Source organism: Paenibacillus dendritiformis (assembly GCF_021654795.1).
Lineage (GTDB): Bacteria > Bacillota > Bacilli > Paenibacillales > Paenibacillaceae > Paenibacillus_B.
The window spans coordinates 4,870,669-4,891,126 of record NZ_AP025344.1 but is presented as its reverse complement, the minus strand read 5'-3'; the positions used below and the strand labels follow the sequence as shown (position 1 = coordinate 4,891,126).

Here is a 20,458-nt window from a genome sequence, read left to right as displayed (position 1 = left end):
CGGGCGAACGCACGCAAGGGATGGCTTGACACGGCGGGCCTGCTCGAGGATAATAATCTATGTTTAAAAATTTAAACCTAAAACGAAAAGGAGATTAGGTATGGAATCGGCCGGATGCAGCAACAAAGAGCTCGTGTTAGAGAAGTTCCGCTTGGCGACGCCGATTTTTCAGGCGCTGGGAGACGAGAACCGCCAGCAGATCATTATGCTGCTGCTGGAGCAGGGACGCTTGAATGTGAACCAGATTACCGAGAGAATGGAGCTGTCGCGGCCCGCCGTGTCCCATCATCTGAAAATATTGAGACAGGCCGGACTGATCGGGTTCGAGAAGCAGGGCAATGAAAAATATTATGCATTGAGCTCGCGGGAATTCCTGAAGCAAATTAAAGATCTGTGCTTGGCGATCGAGTCGGATTGTTAATTTGTTCTTTTTTGACTATTAGGTTTAAATTTTTAAACATATAAACTTATAACGAGAATGAATTGAACATGGGAGATGTGAAACCAGGATGGGAAAAGAGGATGGAACGAAAACGAAAGCGATGTATTGGCTGATGCTGCTCGTACCTTTCTTTTGGGGAGGCGCGTTCGCGGCGGCCAAGCATGTGATTGCGGAGATTCCCCCGCTTGTCGCGGCGGCGATCCGCTTCGGCATCGCCGGGCTTCTCCTTGCGCTCGTCGTGACGGTGCGGAAGGAATGGCGTTGGTCCGAGATCGCAAGCCGCTGGAAGGGGCTGCTTTTTATCGGCACGGTCGGCATATTTGGCTATAACGCCTTGTTCTTCACCGCGTTGAAATATACGTCTGCGACCAATGGGGCGCTCATTATTGCGGCGATGCCGGCCTTCATCCTGCTCGGTTCCGTCCTCCTGCGCAAAGAGGCGTGGAATCCGCGTGCCGCAATCGGGGTGGCGCTGTCGCTTGCCGGCGTCATTGCCGTCATCGTGAACGGATCCGTCGCGGCGCTCCTCTCGCTGCGCTTGAATTACGGGGATCTGCTGTTCGTGGCGGCGCTGGCGTGCGGGGTTCTGTATGGGCTGACGGGCAAAGCGATCCTGCAAGGCGTACCCGCGCTGCCGGCCAATGCGGTCATGATGCTGTCAGGCTCGCTCCTGCTTGCGGCCGGGACGGTATTCGAAGGAGGCTGGGAACGGGCCGCGGCGATGTCGGCCCAGAGCTGGGTGGAGATGATCTATATGATTGTCGGCGGGACGCTGGTCGGTTATCTTATTTTTAATAAAGGGGTGGAGGTGTTGGGCGGGAATACAGCCAGCATGTACTTGAACCTGACGCCGATCGTGGCGACGCTGACGTCCGTGGCCGTCTATGGCAGCACCGTTACCTGGGAGCAAGCCGCGGGGATGGCCGTCGTCCTGGCCGGGGTATACCTGGCCACCTCCGCTCCCCGCAGACCGGGCGGCAAGCCGGCTGCGAGGCAGGCGGAGATGCAGTGAAATTCTCCAGCATATGGTACAATGCCAGTGAGTCTTTATTTTGGACTGTCCGTCTGGGGCATGCACCTTCACGGCCGTTGCCAGCCGGCATGGGGTGGATGTGACGGCAGCCGATATCGCTTACTATTATGCGGCGGAAGAGCTGGAACGCAAAGGACTGCAGGATATTGAGCATGCTGTGGAGCATATGGAGAAGGCGCAGGCGAACTACATCTGGGACGAATATCAATCGGTAGCCGGATTGAAGCGGACTCGAATGCAGGCGCTGCGCGATTGCGCGGCAGACATGAAGCAGCACCGGAGCGCTATGTGCCGGCCGTGCTGCCCGAGCTGCCGTTCCCGGACGCGGCTTTCGACATGACCTTGTCGGCCCATTTCCTGTTCATGTATGCGGATCGGCTGGATTATGATTTTCACGTGCGGACCATACACGAACTGATGCGCGTAACACGCGAGGAGATTCGCATTTTCCCGCTGGCGGACTTGTGGAACCGCAGGTATGAGCATGCCGAAGCGCTGCTCGACTATATGGACACCCAAGGGTGGGACGCGGAAGAGGCGCGCGTTCCGTATCGCTTCCAGAAGAATGCGGATACGATGCTGAAGCTGTCCCGGAGAGGGTAAGCGGGCAGGGGATCGTCTTTGGCGGCAGGAGGAAGAGGAATGAAGAGAACGGAAATCGCTTTTGACATCGGAACGGTGCCGAGCGCCCTGCGTCCGTATATTGAGCAGGCAACGATCTATGACAGCAGCTGTTCGGAAACGGCGAAGACCTTGTTCATCGAGGGGGCCGAGCAAGCGTTCCTGAAAATATGCGCCGGAGGGAGTCTGGAACGGGAGTGCCGGATGACGCGGTTCATGCATGGTCTTGGCATTGCGCCGAATGTCATCGCGTATGAATCGGACGGGGAGCGGGATTATCTGCTCACCGAGGCCGTGGCCGGGCAGGATGGGGCCGAGGCGGTGCATCTCGAACAGCCGGACAGATTGGCAGCGGTCTTCGGCGACTCGCTGCGCATGCTGCATTCGCTTCCGGCGGACGGCTGCCCTTACCCGCAGCGGACGGCAGAGATGCTGGCGGAGGCGGCAGGGAAGGAGATCGATCCCGGACTTATCCATCGCTTAGCGAATTGCGCCAGCGATAATGTCCTGATTCACGGAGATTATTGCCTGCCGAATGTGATTCTGGATCGCTTCTCGCTTCGGTCGTTTATCGATGTAGGGAATGGGGGAGTCGGCGACAGGCATTTCGATCTGTATTGGGGGTTGTGGACGCTGCGCTACAATCTGAAGACGGACCGCTATCATGAGCGGTTTCTGGACGCGTATGGAAGACAGGATGTGGATGCGGACCGTCTGTCGGATTTCACGAATTTCATTGAGCAGTCAACGTAACAGGGGGTGCTGCCGCTCGGTTTCTCCGTTCGGGTGAGAGCGTGAACATAGGGGGGTTAACGGAATGATGACGCGTAAGCTGGCGAGAGCTTGCGCGTCATTTTTTTACCTGGAAAATGTTATCTTGTAGATGTAATGTTATGAATATAGCAATGGTTAGAAAAACTTCTATCCAACACGAAAGGAGCTGGCACATTGAACATTCGTAAGGTTAGCGCGTCGGACTATGCGGAAGTGATTGCGGTCTTGAATGATTGGTGGGGAGGCAGGCAGATGTCCGATATGCTGCCGAAGCTGTTTTTCATCCATTTCCAGCCCACCAGCTTCATCGCGGAGCAGGATGGCGCCATGATCGGATTCCTCATCGGGTTTCAGTCCCAGACTTATCCGAAGGAAGCGTACATCCATTTTATCGGCGTTCATCCTGAACAGCGCCAAAACGGTGTGGCGAGAAGCTTGTATGAGACATTTATAGGTAAAGCATGTCAACTCGGGTGCGATACGGTCCGCTGCGTCACTTCTCCCGTCAATACCGCCTCGATTGCGTTCCATGCGCGAATGGGGTTCCGCATCGAGCCGGGCGACAGCGAAGCGGGCGGCGTGTCCGTTCATTCCGATTATGACGGGCGGGGAGAAAGCAGAGTCTTGTTTTTCAAAGAAATAGGCAGTCAGTGATGCGGACGGACCGGTGATGGCTCCAGGGGGCGAATCATGGTACGATATGGATATCTTTGTCGAAGGTGGAGTTGGGCTGATGAATAATGTGGCCAAGATTATGGGGATATCGTTCCCCAAGATGACGATGGATGAGACGCTGCACACGCTAGGAAGAAGCGAAAATTGTGGAAGAGATTCGCTCTTGAACGCCTGACTTCTTGATCGTCGCTTTGGGAGCGCCTTATGCCGAGCATGGGATACATCAGCATCGGGAGATGCTGCAAGCCAAGGTCGCGATTGGCGTTGGCGGCAGTCTCGATATGATCGCCGGGAAAGTGAAGCGGGCGCCGCGGTTATGGCCACGGCTCCACGCCGAATGGCTGTATCGCCTCATTCAACAGCCATCGAGATGGCGAAGACAACTGATCTTGCCTCGCTTTGCGGTGAGGGCGCTGTTTTACAAGGAAAAGTTATAATACCTGCCTTTATCTGAATGAGAAGCCTCTGTCGGTGACAGGGGTTTTTGGCGTATATCGGCATGTATAGGTTCGGTATAGGTGCGGTTGTTAATCTATTAACACCGGGAAACATGTGGAAAAAACCTGGGTTTTCGGGAAGGATTGATTTTATTCATTAATTTCTCAACTATCGTGTAAAGGAAGGGGACTCCGATGCGAGCCGTATTGGTTGATGATGAGCACTTGGCACTAAGGGGGCTCAAGGAAATGCTGGAAAGCGATATCGGCGGCATTGAGATTGTCGATATGTGCTCGGAGCCGCGGCAGGTGGTGGAGTTGATGACGAGACACCGCCCCGATGTTGTCTTCCTTGATATCCATATGCCGGAGATAAATGGGCTGAAGCTGGGAGAGGAACTGAAGGCGGCCGTGCCCGGCATCGAGATTGTGTTCGTGACGGGATATGATCGGTATGCCGTGAAGGCATTTGAGCTCTATGCGCTGGATTATATAATGAAGCCCATTGAATCGGAGCGCCTCCGGCGAACCGTCCAGCGGTTGCGAGACCGGCTGCATACAAGTCAAAAGAAGAGATTGGAGATAAATCGTCCCTGCATCTTCTGCTTCAATCAGCTCCGCTTCCAACTCCCGGGCAAGGAGCCTCAGATGTTCAAGTGGCGCACGAGCAAAGCGCAGGAGCTTTTTGCCTATTTGCTGCATCATCGCGGGCGCATGATCGAACGAAGTACACTTATTGAACTGCTGTGGCCGGACTTCGAAATGTCAAGGGCCGTCCAACAGTTGTATGCGACAGTGTACCAAATCCGGCAAACCCTGAAGAATAGCGGAATGGATTCGATATCGATCCAAAACGGAGATTTGGAGGTCGGGTACCGGCTGGAGGTTGGCGATGTCCAGATCGACGTGGAGGAATGGGAACGGCAGCTTAAGCAATTAGATGCGCCCGATCTTGCCCGGATTGAGGGATACGAGCATGTATTGAAGCAATTCGAGGGCAATTATCTTGGAGATTATGAGTACCTATGGGCGGAATACGAAAGGGAACGGCTTCGACAGCTATGGCTGCAGCATGCGAGAAATTTGAGCAGGTTTTATGTGGAGCAAGGAAGGCTGCAGGCGGCTGTTCAGGTCAACCAGCGCATTCAGCAGCAGCTTCCCGATGAGGAAGAGACGTATTTCACCCTAATGATGCTGTACGATGAATTAGGGGACACGGGCGGAGTGGAAGAGCAGTATTGGCTGCTCACGGCTCGAATCGAGGGGGACCTGGAATCCGCCGTCCCGCGCAGCATTTACGCCTGGTACGAACAATGGAGGCAAAAGAACTATGCAATCTAACCCTGTGCATGGCAAGAAATCGGATGCATGCACTCCGTCAAAAGAAAAACCGCCGGACGGGCGGTTCCAGATGAAGACAAACTCCCGCGAAATATAGTAGCTGCGGGAGTTCTTTGTGTTGTTTATCCATATTTCAAATATGAAAATGAAAAATGCCAGATGGGACACCGCTCCTCCACAACCAGTGCATCATCTTTTGAGATTACACAGCAAGAACCAAAGTTTAATTTGGCCAGTCGAACCATTTTACTATCTTATTGTGTAAACTTGCTCTTTTTTTATGCTGGTTTCAGGCAGAGTAAAATTTCATAACATGTAAAAGAATCTATTCATGTTTCTATTATTAAATCCGATTAAGATTATCTATGGAGGTGATAAAATTGAGAATTCCTCTAAAGATATTGTTATCTCAACATTGCGTGTCTGATTGATTATTCACTGTAATACCATATTATCCAATTCAAGCGTATATGCTTCTGTCCGAAGTATAAATGTTGGGCAGATAACAAAAAGGTGGGATTTGGAAAAAATAAAAATTTATTATAGATTTGATGGTGAACCACATCCTGTTAGAATTAACGTATATCGAAATGGGGCACACCCTCGCCACATGCCGCAGCTGATCCTGAACATCGGCATGCAGGCCTCCTTGGCTTTTCTGATCGTGATCAACGGCTTCCACCTATGCCGGATCGGCTTGCCGGGGACGGAGTGGTCCACTTCTCCCGCCGCGAGAAATATCATCATCCGCTGCACCAAGTGATTGGCTGCGCTGCAAATACGGATTGATTTTCCTCAGCGCTCTGGATGGATTGAACGCCAAATCGGTAGCCGATGGCATTTTCATCTGCTGCACCAAAGAGAGAGCTGCGTTAATCCCGCCGCTCTAGTCATCCCACTCCAGTAGCTGTATTATCTCCTGACACTCTAGTAATCTGCTCCACTAAAGCTGCATTATCTCCCGCCACTCTAGTAATCTGGTCACTAAAGCTGTATATTATCTCCCGCCACTCTAGTCATTTGCTCCACCAATACTGCAAAAATGCAGCAATTTCATTGATACGAGGTGGCGAAAATAAGATTGCTGCAAAAATACAGCAATTCGCACACGGCAAGGCATAAATAGTGTTCAACATGGTGAAATAATGTAATTTTGCAGGATTTTCTCGGAATTTAGCCTCTTGAGGTTAAAAATGCTGCGCCTGTGCAGCAATTTCATACGCGGATTAGCTTGCTTCATTCTCAGACTATCTAGCTTCATCCGGAGACTATCTCGCTTCATGCGGACCCATCTTGCTTCATGCGTAGAGCATCTAGCTTCACGCAGGGACCAGCTTGCGCTCTAACCTAACCTGTCCCGCCTTCCCCGGCCTCGCCCTTCCCAAGAAAAAAAGACTGTCGACCGGACTTTGTCGACAGTCTGAAACCGCCCGGACGGGCGGTGAATTATTTTCTGCGATTCCGTAAGCCTCGCGCATTTTTCTTCGGCATCCTCGGCCAGCGACAAGGCTCCACATGCCGAAGCATGGCGTGGAACAGCTCTCCCCATTGCCGCTCCTGCAGATGGCTGATCGGCATCGTCCGGTCGGTTCTCAGCGTTCGCGCCAGCCTCGCAAGCTGAGGGGACGTGAATATCTCCGATAGCGCTGCACCGAACGGCAGAAGCGGATACCGCAGCGCATGCGACGCCAACGCGAGAAACCTCGCATGATGCTTCAGGGGAACCGCAGGGGCGGGTTTCTTGCAGATCGTCACCACCGCCGAATCAACGCGCGGAGGCGGCGCAAAATGGTGCGGCGACACCGTTCGCACCAGCCGGATATCATGCCACATTCTCCAGACGAGAATGCGCGGATCGGTAATCGGAGCGGCGGTAAAGCGTTTGGCCGCTCCTTTTTCGATAATGAGCACGGCCCGCTGCAGCGGCACGGCCGGCTGGTCAAGCAGCTTGCCTAAGATCGGCGTCGTGATCGAATAAGGAATATTCGCTACGACGGAGAACGGAGCCTTAGGCAAGGACGTCCGCAAAATATCCGCCTGTCTGACGCGGATATTGGTTCCTTTCCCCATCTTCTTCTCGATTTTGCCGGCGAGGACAGGATCGCTTTCAATGGCCAGCACCTGTCCCGCTTTCTCCGCAGCCGGGAAGGTAATGGCTCCCGCTCCTGCGCCAATATCCAATATCGTATCGGTTGGCCGAATCCGGGCCAGGTCGATTAATTCGTTGATCACGCGCTTGCTGATTAATAGATGTTGGGCGGAAAAGTTGGAGATCCCGGACTTTTCACGCGGGGAATAGTTGTTTTTGGACACAAAAAAGCACCTCATTCATTCGGATTAGGCAATGAAAAAGGCACAGCACAAATAAACCCGGACCATTTCTTCAAAAAATGGACGAGCTTACCGTTCTGTACCTTTTACTTGCGTAGCCGAATAAATGCGATGCCGTGCATGTGCATGGAAGCAGGGCCTCCCAACTTGAAATATGGTCATAGTATAGCAGGTGCAGATTGACGAATGCAAACGATCGAACCGTGCAGTAAGGAAAGAAGAGGGGGGCGCCCCTCTTCTACATTTTCCTCGTATCACGCTCGGCTTCCTAGAGCTCTTTCCCGAAGCAGGACGAATCTTCATCCAAGTGTTCTATCAAGTTCTCTCTCAACTCAACGAGCCAATCCGGCTCGTTCGCCCATTGTTCCGCCATGGCTCGCCATACGCGGGCATATCCGTACAGAGCGGCGAACCGCCGGCAGGCCGGGAGGAGCGTCTCCAAATCATCCGGGATGGCAAATTCCGAGCGGTAACCGTCTAAAAAGCATTGTTTTGTCGAATTGAAGCTGTCCGGGGACACACAGCCCTGCAAGCTGGCCAACGCTTGTTCGATGTCCATCGCATACCAATGGTACATCGCGTCATCGAAGTCGATGACATGGCAGGAATGCGTTGTCTCATCATAGAAAACGTTATCGTATTCAAAATCATAATGAACGAGTCCAAAATTGCTCTTGGTGACAGGAAGAGAAGCGAAGTACTTCCGCAGCAATTCCGCCTCCGCCAACGCGGCGGCCTCTTCCTGTGCAGAATCGCTGAATAGCTCCTCTATCCAAGTCAATACATCGAGGCAGGACCAGCGCTTGGCCGTTGAGGGAACGTACTCGCTCGATAATTGATGAAGCTTCCCTAACGCTTGACCATAGCAGAACATAATCTCGTCGCTGCAATCGGTCTGGCTGATCTGCACGCCGGGTACACGCTTAAAGACAGAGGCATAGAAGTCTCCCCACGGAGTGCGTGCTTCGACAAGCTCCTCCCCGCCTAACGAGGCGACCGGTTCCAATGCTCCGTAGCCTTTGCCGCGCAAGTATGCAATAAATTCAAGCTCTGCTGCGATGTTCGCCCTGCATTTCTCTGTCGTCGGAGCAAAGCGCAAAAGCCGGGTCTGTTCTTCATATTCGAAGGGATAAATGGCATTGGATGAGATGCGGTAATACTCAAACATATCTAGCGATTCCGGATCGTACTCCCAATTTTTGACGAGCATTTCCGCCAAGTTCACATCATGGAATAAATATTTCAGCTTCAACATTCGTTTGCAGCTCCTTTTAATATTCACGTTTATTTTTCTTGCCTTGCCTCCGTGCGTACTCTCTTGCTCCTCCGGCTATTTCCTTGACCTGTGCCGCATAGCGGTCAGGCTGTTGGATGAGATCAATCTTGTTGAGAAGGATAACGGCTTCCAGCTTCTGATGTCTGGCAATCGTCAGATACCGTTCAATTCGAGGAATGTTGAAATTGCCGTCTACTCCGCACATGATGAACAGGGTATCGAGGTTCGATGCAATGACCTGTTCCTCGGTGACTCCGCCTTCTATCACGCCGTTCTTCATCTTCCGTCCGCCTGATATCGGCATTTTTCGCGAGAAACTATTTTTTCGGCGCATCACCTGATGAATTCGTGCATGGTCTCCATTCGGCTCTAGCCATATAAAATCTCCAACAACGGGGTAATCTGCATGGCTGTGGGCCGTATGCCGGAATTTACCCGTCACCTGGGCGGCCCATTCGCCATGCTCCGACATCACGTGGTATCTGTCATTGTGTTGAGCGATAACCCTCGCCGGAATCAAACCGGGATTTTTTTGCGCGCAAAAAGACCGCAAGGCTAACGCCTGCGGTCTGCATTATCCATATGAGAGGGTAAAAATAAGCATAAGCAAACAAACCCTCGATGTTGTCAGGAAAAATGGGCAGCGATATCCTTAAGTGGCGGCAGACCGACTGCGTCTGCCTTCCATATTCAGTTCAGGATCACCATATAAGCAACACTAGTCGATATAGTCCGGCGTGTCATGCCGATCACTCCCTTCAATAGTAAGGTATTTCCATCATACACCAGAGACGGGGTGGAAGCAATTGCTAGATTCATTTTTGCAAGAGAGCGAATGAAAAAGGAATGGAAAATAAAACCGATAGAAAGTATGATAGGAAAGACAAACCTAAGGGAAGGGTGAGCGGGTTGCACCGAATTAGTAAAATAGCGCGGACAGCGGTCGTAGTGACTGCAGCTTCATGTCTGTTGGCTTCGCCTGTCGATGTGCGCGGAGCCGGAAATCTGGCCTTTGCGGAGGATGCGTCCGGATTTACACGTTTAGCGGCAGGCACCGATGAGATTGATATCGGCTTGCGGACCACTTTCAATACCGGTTTTACAGCTCTCGGAGGCTTCGGGGTCTATCAGGATATTACCTCCCTCGCGACGTATTCGATCGACGATCCTTCCGTTGCCTTGGCGGGGCCGGACGGCAGCGTATACTCCGTCTCCGTAGGGAGGACGGTGCTGCGCGTCTCTTACCAGAATCTATCGCTCGAAATTCCGGTCACCGTATCGGAGAAGGTGCAATGGAAAACGGATCCGCCGAAAAGCCCGCAATCCACGCTTGATGTCTATGCCGGCGTAGATCGGGCACGTCTCGAAGCGCATCGGAAAGCGTCGTTGGACTTAATCAATTCGCTGCGCTCGGCAGCGAACTTATCTGTGCTCAAATTCGACGAGAGTCTCCAAAAAGCGGCGCAAGCTCATGCGAATTATGCGACGGCCCATCGCTCGATGACCCATATCGAGGGGAAGGAGAAGGCGGGCTTCTCCGGAGCTCTGCCTTCCCAGCGCGCGGAAGCGTTCGGTTATCCGAATATCAGCGTGGGCGAGGTCATCGCTCCGACCTTCGATGAGCCTGCCAGAGGAACGCAGTTTCTAATCGATGCGCCATTTCATCGCGTCACGCTCTTGTCGCCGAATCTGGATGAAGTGGGTATCGGAGTAGCGGATGACTATACCGTCATCAATCCCGGAACGAAGAAGTTCGGGGAAATGCTGAAAGATCGGGATATTGTCTACTATCCTTATAACGGTCAGATGGAGATACCAACCTTCTGGCTCGCCAATGAATCGCCGAATCCGCTGTCTTACTACAACCAGCAAGGCGCCAAGGTAGGCTATCCGATCTCGATTAGTACCTCCTATGGAAATAAGCTGATCCATCATTCGGCTGCCATAACCGATGCTTCCGGGAAATCTGTCGATTATTATTTGGTGGATGTGAATAGACAGGGAGCGGATGAGGTCATTCTTCTGATTCCAAAAAAGCCTTTGCAAGGCAATACGACCTATACCGTTACGGCGAGCTTCAGCGAGACGAACAGCTTCAATGAGGAGAAGGGCATTCCGGCAACGGAGTTCACGAAGACATGGACCTTTACGACGACGAAAGCGGCAGCGGTTCCGAACAACCCGAAATCTAAGCAGACGCATTCCTCAAAGTAGGAGAGAGATTTGGAGAGAGATACAGTTGAATTCCATTCCGTGAGAAGCCATTCTTGTCAGACAGCCCTTTCCCGGCCAGCAGCCTCATCTCCTGCGCAAGCATGTTCCGCAAATCATCCGGATTCGGAACCGATCCCCATGAACTCCTCCACTATTTGGAGGTACGGATGGACCGGGAGCCGCAGCGGAGCGGCCGCTTCGGCGTGAAGCACCTCTTCGTATGGTCATGCGGGTAGAAATGAAGCGGGATGAAGTCCGGCAAAAGACGGATTGCTGCGGTTCTGCTCCGCCACTACTGCAAGAATGCGGCAATTTCATTGACACGAGGATGCGGAAATAGGATTGCTGCAAAAGTACAGCAATTACCCTACGGAAAGGCATAAATGGCATTCGAAATGGAGAAATAACGTAATTTCGCAGGATTTTCTCAGAATTTGGCCTCTTGAGGTTAAAAATGCTGCGCCTGTGCAGCATTTTCATGCGGGGACCCGCTTGCTTCATGCGCGGACCAGCTGGCCCTCAACCTGTTCTGCCTTCATCGGCCCCGCCCATCCTAAGAAAAATAACTGCCGACGGGATTTTGTCGACTGTCTGAGGCGGCTTAAGATAGCCGCCCCTCTTTATTTCAGGAGCGTGTATTTATCTTTTCTCTATAATGCGAGTATAGAAGGCCTAATCGTTATCAATTCAACTCGCTGTGCTTCGGTTGATGTCAGAGAGCTTTTTCCGAAGGTCGGGGTTAACTGTTGCCTGCAGTATGCGGACGTTATGCTCAGCTTCTGATTGCAATCTCCAGCAATGGCAGCTTGCGGCCCGGAAAAACCGTCGATTCGATGTCCCCAATCCGTCTGGCTCCCATGCGGAGATAAAAGTTTTCGGCATGCGGGTCGCTATGGAGCGTGACGGCATGAATCCCTAAATCTTTAGCTTTTTCTATGATATGTTGAAGCAACGCTCTGCCGTATCCTTTTCCAATCGCATCAGGCTCAATAAACAGATCGGTAAGCAAGCATTCGCCATTCTCCATTTCCAGACCAACAAAACCTTTCATGCGGCAATCCTCTTCCACCACATATATCAATGAAGAAGCAATTCGTTCGGGTGAGATCGTTAAATCATCGCGGCAGGCTTCCATGAAGTCATCGCTGTATCCCCAGTAAGCCTTGGAACGAAAGGCCAGACCGCTTAAATTACCGGCTTCATCCGGGGTTGCCTTGCGAATCAGCATAAAATCCCTCCTTACTGCAGCAGTAGGCTCATCGTTGTGTTTAATACAGCTTCGTATTCAATTCGTAGCTCTCCAGATTTTCTTTTACCCTTTGCAAAAAACGTCCGCATATGACGCCGTCGAGAATGCGTTGGTCAATCGATAAACATAGGTTCACCATCGAGCGTACCGCAATCATCTCGCCGATGACGACGGGCTTCTTCACGATGGACTCCAATGTTAAGATCGCGGCTTGCGGATAAATAATGGTTGGGCTGGAGGACACGGAACCGAACGAGCCGGTATTGTTGACCGTGAATGTCCCCCCTTGCATATCTTTCAGGACCAGTTTGCCGGAACGGGTTTTTTTGGTTAGGGAGTCGATCGCCAGGGCGAGACCGGCTATGCTTTTCTGATCGGCATGATGGATGACAGGCGCGAGTACGGAATCCTCGGTCCCAATGAGCAGGGACAGGTTGATGTCGCGTTTGACAATAATTTTGTCTGCCGCCCAGGCAGCGTTCATCATGGGATAATCTTTGATCGCGCTAACCACCGCTTGGATAAAGAAGGGCAAATACGTAAGATTAACCCCTTCCTGGCGCAAGAATTCGTCTTTGCGCTTGTCCCGCAGCAATACAAGGTTGGTAACATCCGCTTCGATCATCATCCCGGCATGAGGGATTTCCGCTTTGCTCAGCTTCGTACGCGCAGCGATAGTATGCCGAATAGGGGTGACATCGATAACATAATCGCCGCCTCCGGTGACCTGGGTGCTGTCTTCTGCCCATGGAGTTGGCGGTTGATGAGCGGTCTCATGGTTATCAGCGCGGCGTTGTGGAGCAGTCAAGTCCTCCAAAAATTATCCCTCCATTGTATACCCTGCAAACTAAAAAACAAATTTAGTGTATGCTATTAGTATCAGATACTAAATATGATAACCCAATAATTGGAATGCTTCAACTGCCGAATGCTGCTTGAATCGAAAGCAGATATTACCTTTACGGCAGAAGAAATGATTTTTATGAAGGCGAAAGAAAAGATTGCGCTGGAATGCGGGGACAGCCTGCTTGAGCTGACTCCGGAAGAGATCAAAGTAAAGGGCACCGATATCAAAATGAATCAGTGAGGAGTGAGGGGCCTGTTAGTCACAGGGGCACAACGGCAGTGCGGGGAGCATGGATCTGTCGGCCAAAAATGTGCCGATCAATCCCGGCATGGTAGGAGCGGAAGAAACCGTCCCCAGCGAGGGGGTCAATGTTAGTCTATCCGCTGACGACACCATCGTGCTTCTATGTGAAGGCAGCAGCATCATGATGAGAGGAAAAAATCAGGAAGTTCATATGCGTTCAGACAACGTGCGTCTGGAAAGCCCGGAGAATCCGCTGGATCTCCAGGTGATGGACGCGGATGCCCGGGAGCGGCTCGAAGCCTATGAACAGGCGAAGCTCAACCACTTGCCCATCTTCTCGCCCGATGGCACCTTGATTACCGGCCTAAATATGGACGAACAGTTGCTGTTCGACTACTATATGAAATAAATCCACAAGCCGAATCCGTATGGAACACCGCCCCTCGCGATGTTCGACAGCTGGCGGAAGGAAACCTATGGAAAGAACAAGATGGAGCAGTTCTGGGAATACGTGGGGGCGAGCAGGGAAAATCCATATGACCATGCATGGGCCATAATAATCCCATTTCAGACAAAAAGCTCCTTTTTCTTTATGGCTCTTTATCTGTCATGAGGTGCTTTCCACTGTGAACCGACTAAGGAAGCGAGTTGGTTTCATGCTTAAAGCTTAGAGCTTCAGGGAGCGAACCGGTCTACAATACGTTCCATTGGAGGGAACAGCGACAGGGGAGTATCGCCTGTCACGCGCGGATCGTGAGTATAGATGGTAACCGGATTTCCCTTGTCTGCACGTTTATAAATTTCATGCGCCGGAAAGCCGTCATGGCGTCCCTTAACGGTTACTTTTCCTGTATGGTCAACCGTTACGTCATACTCCCAATCCAGTGGAGAAGCGTCAGGGTTCAAAGGATTGGCCGCACTGCCTTGTATGGAAAACGACGCTGATGTGATCGATATACTCTCATTTGAGATAGTGAGTCCGGAATCAGAGGCATGGCCGAATACTTCTTGTAAAACTTCACCGCTGTTAATATCAATCGTTCTTTGGATGGTCGGACCAGTTGAGCCAAAATGTTTGATTTCTCTGTTATCGAAATCCACGACAATATGCTGTGCCATTTTCGAGAGCTCGGGTTGCTCTTCCGTGAAATAAGTAAAGCTTCTGTTATTGCCATTGAATTGAATGATCGCATTCGCGGTTCGCTTATGCTCTATCCACGCTTCAGGGATGAATCCTGCGAAGCGTATCTCGACAAGGTGTGCCAATTCAACAACCTCCTCTTATTGATTCATTGATAAAACGCCACCCATGCTGTACGGACTCATTATGGATATATTTATGCGGAATGGAAGAGCGGAAGTCGCCTTGTTTTGTCTCCATAATAATCATGTTTCAATCACTCCTTTTCATTCGGGTTATTAAAAATGGAACCAATTTATTTTGTAACGATGCGTTTTACATAAGCCTGCCTTCTCGGCTGTTTTTTGAGAAGCGATATTGCTCTCCATGCAGTCCCACCAGGCAATAATCTGTTTTTCATTGAACTTATGTAATAATAATTTCACGAGTGAGCTCGATAATCCTTGCCGTTGGTAATCTTCAAGCGTTTCCACTCCAATGGCGTGCGTGGAACCATACATGGCTGAGGAAATGGCCAGGCTTGCGACTTCTTTGTTAGCTGTGAGTGCAGCATATCCATAGCCTTTTTCTAAAAAGTTATCGAGGGTCCCCCAATATTGTCCAATGTAAGTCAGCAAAAAGTCGGCATTTTTCATTTCGCCATTCATCAGCTCAAGAGCGAAGGCTTGATCGATTTCCACAGCCTGATAAGGGACGACGTGATTTAGACAGAGGGACTCATGATTGTTCAAATTCGATTTATAAACATACTGAAAGCTTTCATCTATCTTTCGGTTACCGATGAATTGATATATAGCAGGATACCAGTCATCCGTATCCACCGAGAATTCAAAACTGTCTATCTTCTTGTCTCGTAAAAAAGGAATGATGTCATGATCGATGAACGATGCGATGGATTGATTAAAAAAAGTGTTATTAGCGCTCCCCATGAAGTTGAAGCCTTCCAATCCGCTGGACCATACGATGGCGGTTGACGGATTTATTGCGTTGTCTGCCCACACATGTCCCGGATTATTCCCGGCCACGACTCCGGCAAACATCATATCACTGTCCGCAGCAACCAGTTTCGTTGCCAACCATTCGTTTCTTTCCTTTAGAAGAATTATTTTCATCACATCCTATCGGACATTTCATATTTGTTTAGCGGAATCATCGGTAATCGTTTTCAGCTAACGCCCGTCTCTTTGCATTTTGATTCACTCATCATTTGGCAACCTCAACCATTTTTATTATAACAAAAAACCCTTTCCGAATTTGAGGAAGGGTCTAAACACCGATGCATCTTATTTTTAATCCATTCTCACAAGTAGTGAGCAGCTCTCCACATGCACCGTATGCGGAGTGCAGACACTAGAGTTTAACACCTTACATGTTTGCGTTTGAAACTAAGCTGCCCTTTATCTACAGCCTTTTGAATATTTTCGAAAGCGTGTATGAGCTTGCTTTTGGTCTTGTCCCGTTTGACTTCTACCGGGCCTACTGCCTTAGCGGTCTCGACGGCCTTATCATGGAGCGGCAAATAAGATACGGCGACGGTGTACATAAAATTGTTCATCGCGTATTTCGCTCGTTCGGGAGCATCGTGAATCGTGCGTTCTGCCAGATCAAGCATACCGGCAATTTTGTCTTCGGAAAATTCACTATCCGGACGATTCCCCAACAGCCAGCAGTAACAGCTCCAGCCCGCCGACATTCTCAACTCTTCGCCGCTTGCGATCCATTTATCGGCGACCTTTTGCGCGATATCTGCTTCCGCCAGGGTTACGGCAACCACATAATCAGACAGCATGTAAAAATAAGCCCCATCCATCCAACGGTCATAATCCGCTTCCGTCATCGCATTGGGGTCTGCAATGATGCCGGCAAAGTACATAGCGTCGTAGTTCCCTGTCGCGTAAAGCTGCTCGGCCAGAGGCTGATTGATTTTTGTTTTCCTGAAGAGCGGTTTCATCTCGCCTGTCGCCACGCCAAAAAGCGGTTCACGTGCGCCGTTGGCGATGTACATTTTCTTGAGTCGTTCCTTGCCGAGAGCTTCAAGCTCTTGCATCACCATTTCTAAATTCATTGTTGAACACTCCCTTCCTCGGCTGCCGTTAAGATTATGACAATCAATCATTCACTTTTGTCAGCAACACACAACACTCCACATGCGCCGTCTGCGGGAACATGTCCACCGGCTGCACGGAGGCCAGCCCGTAGCCGCCGGCCAGCAGCGTTTTGCAATCCTTCGCCAAGGTGGACGGATTGCAGGAGACGTAGACGAGCCGCTTCGGCTTGGCGGCGAGGATGGCCCGCAGCAGACGCTCGTCGCAGCCGGTGCGCGGCGGGTCGACGACGATGACGTCGGGGCGGTAGCCGTCCTTCACCCAGCGGGGAAGCAGCGCTTCGGCTTCTCCGGCATAGAAGGCGGCGTTCGTGCGGCCGCTGCGCTCGGCGTTCTGGCGGGCGTTGGCGACGGCTTCCGGGATGATCTCGATGCCGCGCACCTCGGCCGCATACGGCGCGAGCCAGAGGGCGATCGTGCCCGTCCCGCAATAGGCGTCGACGACCCGCTCCCGCCCGCTCAAGGCGGCGGCCACCCGCACCGCCTCGTACAGCTTCAGCGTCTGCTGCGGGTTGAGCTGGAAGAAGGCGCGCGGCGACAGCGAGAACTTCACGTCGCCGAGCGAGTCCTCCATCGTCGGCTTGCCCCAGAGGATGCGCGTCTTGTCGCCGAACACGAGCGACGTCTTGCGCGTGTTGATATTGTGCGCGATGGTGGTCAGGCCGGGCACCTTCCGCAGCAGCTCGCTGACGAGCTGGTCGCTCTTCGGCAGCGTCTCCGTTCCGGTGACGAGCGTCAATTGCAGGTCTTCGGACTGGAAGCCGGTCCGCACGATGATCGTGCGGACGACGCCGGTGCGGCGCTTGGCGTCATACGGCGCAATGCGAAGCCGCTCCAGAATCGCCTTGACCTCCTCGACCGTCTGATTGATGCGGTCATGCTGGATCGTGCAGCCCGTAATATCGACGAGCTGGTGGGATTGGGCCTCGTACAGGCCGGCCACAATGCGGCCGTCCCGTCCGGCGCCGAGCTGCAGCTGGGCTTTGTTCCGGTAGTGCCACGGATCGTCCATGCCCAGCATCGGCTTCAGCGGCAGCGCATCCCCTTCGATGCCGGCATAGCGGCGGAACGCCTCCCGCACCAGCTCCTCCTTCGCCCGCAGCTGGCCTTCGTAAGCGAGATGCTGCAGCTGGCAGCCGCCGCAGCGCTCGTACACCGGACAAGGCGGCTGGCGCCGGTCCGGCGATTCTTTCTCGTACGCCGTCACGGCGGCGACGATATGCTTGTCGTGCACCGCGGTCACCTTCGCCCGCACGACCTCGCCCGGAAGAGCGCCGTCGAGAAAGACGGCTTTTTTCCGATAATAGCCGACGCCCTCTCCGTTAATGCCGATCCGCTTGATCGTGACGACGATGCGGTCGCCCGCCTTCACCTGCTCCGCCGAGGCATCGCTCACTCGCGGCCGCGCTCCGGACGCGCCGGGGCGCGGCCCCTTTTTCCAAGCTGTCCGCTCCTTAGGGTTGCTTCCTCTATGACTCCGGTCCGTGCCGGTTCTTCGTTCGTTCATGTCTGGTCCTCGCTCCTGCCTTCAGATTCAACTGCTCTCACTATAGCAAAAAGAACGAAGCAGCGCCAACCGCGGCTTCCAGGCCTGGGCAGCGCGGATGAATCCCGGCAGCGAGCACGAAGGCCCAACGTCTTAGGCTTAGGTTCGATGCCGAACCTGTCCGATGCTGCGGCCGCTAAATGAGGATCGAAAAGCAGGCGAGAATTCAACCTTGCCCTAAGAGAATCCGGCCTGGCCCTCCCAACCGGCTTCCCGTTGGGTTATACTAGAACAATAGCAGGGAGAGCGAGAAGGAGTTCGAGGATATGATAGCAATGGACCTGGACCAAGCGCGGAGCACATTGAAGCGGGTGTTCGGCTACGATGACTTCCGCGAGGGACAGAAGCGAATAATTGAATATATATTGGAAGGAAAAAATACGGTGGGCATTATGCCGACCGGCGGCGGGAAGTCGATCTGCTACCAGATTCCGGCGTTGATGCTGCCGGGCGTGACGCTGGTGGTCTCGCCGCTTATCTCGCTGATGAAGGATCAGGTCGATGCGCTGCACAGCTTGGGCGTGGAGGCCGCGTTCATCAACAGCACCCAGGAGATGGGGGAGGCGGGACGGATTGTGCGCCGGGCGGAGGAAGGGCGGCTGAAGCTGCTCTATGTCGCGCCGGAGCGGCTGGAGAGCGAATGGTTCCGGGAGCGGGCGAAGTCGCTGCCGATCGCGTTCATTGCGGTGGACGAAGCCCACTGCGTGTCGCAGTGGGGGCATGATTTCCGCCCGAGCTACCGCGCGATCGCGCCTTTTCTGAAGGAGCTGGAGGAAGCGGGACGCCCGCGCCCGCTTATGGCGGCCTTTACGGCCACCGCGACGCCGGAGGTGACGGAGGACTTGATCCGGCTGCTCGAGCTTGGGGAGCCGGAGCGGGTGGTCACCGGCTTCAAGCGGGACAACCTGGCGTTCGCCGTGCTGCGCGGCGAGGAGCGCCGGTCGTTCACGCTGCAATATGTGCGGGAGCGGACGCATCAGCCGGGGATCATCTACGCCTCGACGCGGAAGGAAGTCGAGGATCTGTGCGAGATGCTGCGGAAGGCGGGCCTTGCCGCCGGCCGGTACCATGCGGGCATGTCGGACGAGGAGCGCGCGCATATGCAGGAGGCGTTCCTGTATGATGACCTGCGCGTCATCGTGGCGACGAACGCCTTCGGCATGGGCATCGACAAATCGAACGTGCGCTATGTGCTGCACTACAATATGCCGAAGCATATGGAGGCGTATGTGCAGGAGGCCGGGCGCGCGGGGCGGGACGGCGAGCCGAGCGAATGCGTGCTGCTGTTCCATCCGCAGGATATTTTGACGCAGAAATTTTTTATTGAACAAAGCGAAGCCGCGCCGGAGCGGAAGATGCACGAATATAAAAAGCTGCAGGCGATGATCGATTACTGCTACACGACCGGCTGCCTGCAGACGTACATGCTGCGCTACTTCGGCGAAATGTCGGACGAGACCTGCGGCATGTGCGGGAATTGCAAGGATGAGCGCGAGTCGATTGACATTACGACGGAAGCACAGAAAATATTCTCCTGCATCTTCCGGATGCGCGAACGGTTCGGCGTCTCGATGGTCGCCTCCGTGCTGAAGGGATCGCGGAACAAAAAGGTGATCCAATACGGCTTCGAGAAGCTGCCGACGCACGGAGAGATGCGGCATTTGACCGAGAAGGCGATTGCCGACCTGATTTATGTGCTCATTGCGGAAGGCTACTTGCAGTTGAGCGAAGGACAGTATCCGGTCGTCCGTCTGCTGCCGCCCGCGGCCGAGGTGCTGAAGGGGCAGCGCCAAGTGACGCAGCGGGTGGCGACCTCGCTCAAGCCGAAGGCTGCCGGCGCGGTCGACGAGACGATCTTCGAGCAGCTGCGGTTGATTCGCCGCGAGCTGGCGAACAAGGCGGGCGTGCCGCCTTATATCGTGTTCAACGACAGCACGCTGCGGGAGATGGCGGAGCGGATGCCGACGACGGAGGCCGAGATGATGCTCGTCAAGGGCGTCGGGGAAGCGAAGCTACAACAATTCGGCGAGCCGTTCATGGCCTTCTTCCGTCAACGGGAAGAAGAGTCGGCCCGGCTTGATGCACAGGAGGAATGGGCATGATGGATGCTGACAAGCATAACCATGGCGCCGGTACGGGCAGCGTGAATGCGGGGGAAGCAACGCAGCCGCAAGCTGCCCAGGC

General features: G+C 53.1%; 20 protein-coding genes and 2 pseudogenes. 13 read left to right on the top strand and 9 right to left on the bottom strand.

Going from position 1 to position 20,458, the window contains the following annotated elements; translation table 11 throughout:
* Positions 1-100 precede the first annotated feature (100 nt).
* From L6439_RS21680 to L6439_RS21640, 9 genes and pseudogenes are all read left to right on the top strand, one after another.
* Positions 101-421: an ArsR/SmtB family transcription factor gene (locus L6439_RS21680; RefSeq protein WP_168178599.1), complete on the top strand. Its 321-nt coding sequence runs from the start codon at positions 101-103 to the stop codon at positions 419-421.
* 88 nt (positions 422-509) lie between these two features.
* On the top strand, positions 510-1,454 hold the full coding sequence (locus tag L6439_RS21675) for a DMT family transporter (RefSeq protein WP_213469259.1): 945 nt from the start codon (positions 510-512) through the stop codon (positions 1,452-1,454).
* 40 nt (positions 1,455-1,494) lie between these two features.
* Positions 1,495-1,815 carry a hypothetical protein gene (locus tag L6439_RS21670; RefSeq protein ID WP_237096585.1) on the top strand — a complete coding sequence of 107 codons (321 nt, stop codon included), beginning with the start codon at positions 1,495-1,497 and terminating at the stop codon, positions 1,813-1,815.
* Positions 1,728-2,078, top strand: a complete 351-nt coding sequence (locus tag L6439_RS21665; protein ID WP_237096584.1) for a class I SAM-dependent methyltransferase — start codon at positions 1,728-1,730, stop codon at positions 2,076-2,078. The genes L6439_RS21670 and L6439_RS21665 overlap by 88 nt, the downstream gene beginning before the upstream one ends.
* Before the next feature lie 39 nt (positions 2,079-2,117).
* A complete protein-coding gene (locus L6439_RS21660; RefSeq protein ID WP_213469258.1) occupies positions 2,118-2,849 on the top strand; it encodes an aminoglycoside 3'-phosphotransferase in 732 nt (243 codons plus the stop codon).
* Between the two features lie 195 nt (positions 2,850-3,044).
* Positions 3,045-3,524, top strand: coding sequence for a GNAT family N-acetyltransferase (locus L6439_RS21655; protein ID WP_172879022.1), 480 nt, complete (start codon positions 3,045-3,047; stop codon positions 3,522-3,524).
* 152 nt (positions 3,525-3,676) lie between these two features.
* Positions 3,677-3,982: pseudogene (locus L6439_RS21650) on the top strand (WecB/TagA/CpsF family glycosyltransferase); the annotation flags it as partial.
* Between the two features lie 195 nt (positions 3,983-4,177).
* Positions 4,178-5,323 (top strand): response regulator, encoded by a 1,146-nt coding sequence (locus L6439_RS21645; RefSeq protein ID WP_168178596.1) that lies wholly within the window; start codon positions 4,178-4,180, stop codon positions 5,321-5,323.
* 610 nt (positions 5,324-5,933) lie between these two features.
* Positions 5,934-6,086: a hypothetical protein gene (locus tag L6439_RS21640; RefSeq protein WP_213469257.1), complete on the top strand. Its 153-nt coding sequence runs from the start codon at positions 5,934-5,936 to the stop codon at positions 6,084-6,086.
* Between the two features lie 683 nt (positions 6,087-6,769).
* Here the strand turns inward: L6439_RS21640 and erm are convergent.
* From erm to rsgA, 3 genes are all read right to left on the bottom strand, one after another.
* Positions 6,770-7,636, bottom strand: coding sequence for a 23S ribosomal RNA methyltransferase Erm (gene erm / locus L6439_RS21635; protein WP_237096583.1), 867 nt, complete (start codon positions 7,634-7,636; stop codon positions 6,770-6,772).
* A gap of 286 nt (positions 7,637-7,922) precedes the next feature.
* Positions 7,923-8,909: a phosphotransferase enzyme family protein gene (locus L6439_RS21630; protein WP_213469255.1), complete on the bottom strand. Its 987-nt coding sequence runs from the start codon at positions 8,907-8,909 to the stop codon at positions 7,923-7,925.
* A 16-nt stretch (positions 8,910-8,925) separates the two neighbouring features.
* Complete coding sequence (gene rsgA, locus L6439_RS21625) at positions 8,926-9,210, bottom strand: GTPase RsgA (protein WP_237096582.1); 285 nt, start codon at positions 9,208-9,210, stop codon at positions 8,926-8,928.
* A gap of 629 nt (positions 9,211-9,839) precedes the next feature.
* Between rsgA and L6439_RS21620 the strand changes: the two genes are divergently transcribed.
* Entirely contained in the window at positions 9,840-11,144 is a 1,305-nt protein-coding gene (locus L6439_RS21620; RefSeq protein WP_168178592.1) for a CAP domain-containing protein, read from the top strand.
* A 53-nt stretch (positions 11,145-11,197) separates the two neighbouring features.
* A complete protein-coding gene (locus L6439_RS21615; protein ID WP_213469253.1) occupies positions 11,198-11,380 on the top strand; it encodes a hypothetical protein in 183 nt (60 codons plus the stop codon).
* A 536-nt stretch (positions 11,381-11,916) separates the two neighbouring features.
* On the opposite strand, the gene L6439_RS21610 is transcribed toward L6439_RS21615, so the two are convergent.
* Positions 11,917-12,372, bottom strand: coding sequence for a GNAT family N-acetyltransferase (locus L6439_RS21610; protein ID WP_168178590.1), 456 nt, complete (start codon positions 12,370-12,372; stop codon positions 11,917-11,919).
* Between the two features lie 40 nt (positions 12,373-12,412).
* Positions 12,413-13,105: pseudogene (locus L6439_RS21605) on the bottom strand (2-oxo acid dehydrogenase subunit E2); the annotation flags it as partial.
* A 424-nt stretch (positions 13,106-13,529) separates the two neighbouring features.
* On the opposite strand from L6439_RS21605, the gene L6439_RS21600 reads away from it, so the two are divergent.
* Positions 13,530-13,892: a hypothetical protein gene (locus L6439_RS21600; protein ID WP_213469252.1), complete on the top strand. Its 363-nt coding sequence runs from the start codon at positions 13,530-13,532 to the stop codon at positions 13,890-13,892.
* A gap of 266 nt (positions 13,893-14,158) precedes the next feature.
* Here L6439_RS21600 and L6439_RS21595 read toward each other — a convergent pair whose 3' ends face one another.
* The 4 genes from L6439_RS21595 to rlmD form a co-directional block, all read right to left on the bottom strand.
* Positions 14,159-14,749 carry a DUF3238 domain-containing protein gene (locus tag L6439_RS21595; protein ID WP_213469251.1) on the bottom strand — a complete coding sequence of 197 codons (591 nt, stop codon included), beginning with the start codon at positions 14,747-14,749 and terminating at the stop codon, positions 14,159-14,161.
* Between the two features lie 153 nt (positions 14,750-14,902).
* On the bottom strand, positions 14,903-15,700 hold the full coding sequence (locus L6439_RS21590) for a GNAT family N-acetyltransferase (protein WP_213469250.1): 798 nt from the start codon (positions 15,698-15,700) through the stop codon (positions 14,903-14,905).
* A gap of 281 nt (positions 15,701-15,981) precedes the next feature.
* Complete coding sequence (locus tag L6439_RS21585; RefSeq protein ID WP_213469249.1) at positions 15,982-16,689, bottom strand: DNA alkylation repair protein; 708 nt, start codon at positions 16,687-16,689, stop codon at positions 15,982-15,984.
* Between the two features lie 43 nt (positions 16,690-16,732).
* On the bottom strand, positions 16,733-18,235 hold the full coding sequence (gene rlmD / locus L6439_RS21580) for a 23S rRNA (uracil(1939)-C(5))-methyltransferase RlmD (protein ID WP_237096581.1): 1,503 nt from the start codon (positions 18,233-18,235) through the stop codon (positions 16,733-16,735).
* A gap of 305 nt (positions 18,236-18,540) precedes the next feature.
* On the opposite strand from rlmD, the gene recQ reads away from it, so the two are divergent.
* Complete coding sequence (gene recQ, locus L6439_RS21575) at positions 18,541-20,376, top strand: DNA helicase RecQ (RefSeq protein ID WP_213469248.1); 1,836 nt, start codon at positions 18,541-18,543, stop codon at positions 20,374-20,376.
* The last annotated feature ends 82 nt before the right edge of the window (positions 20,377-20,458 follow it).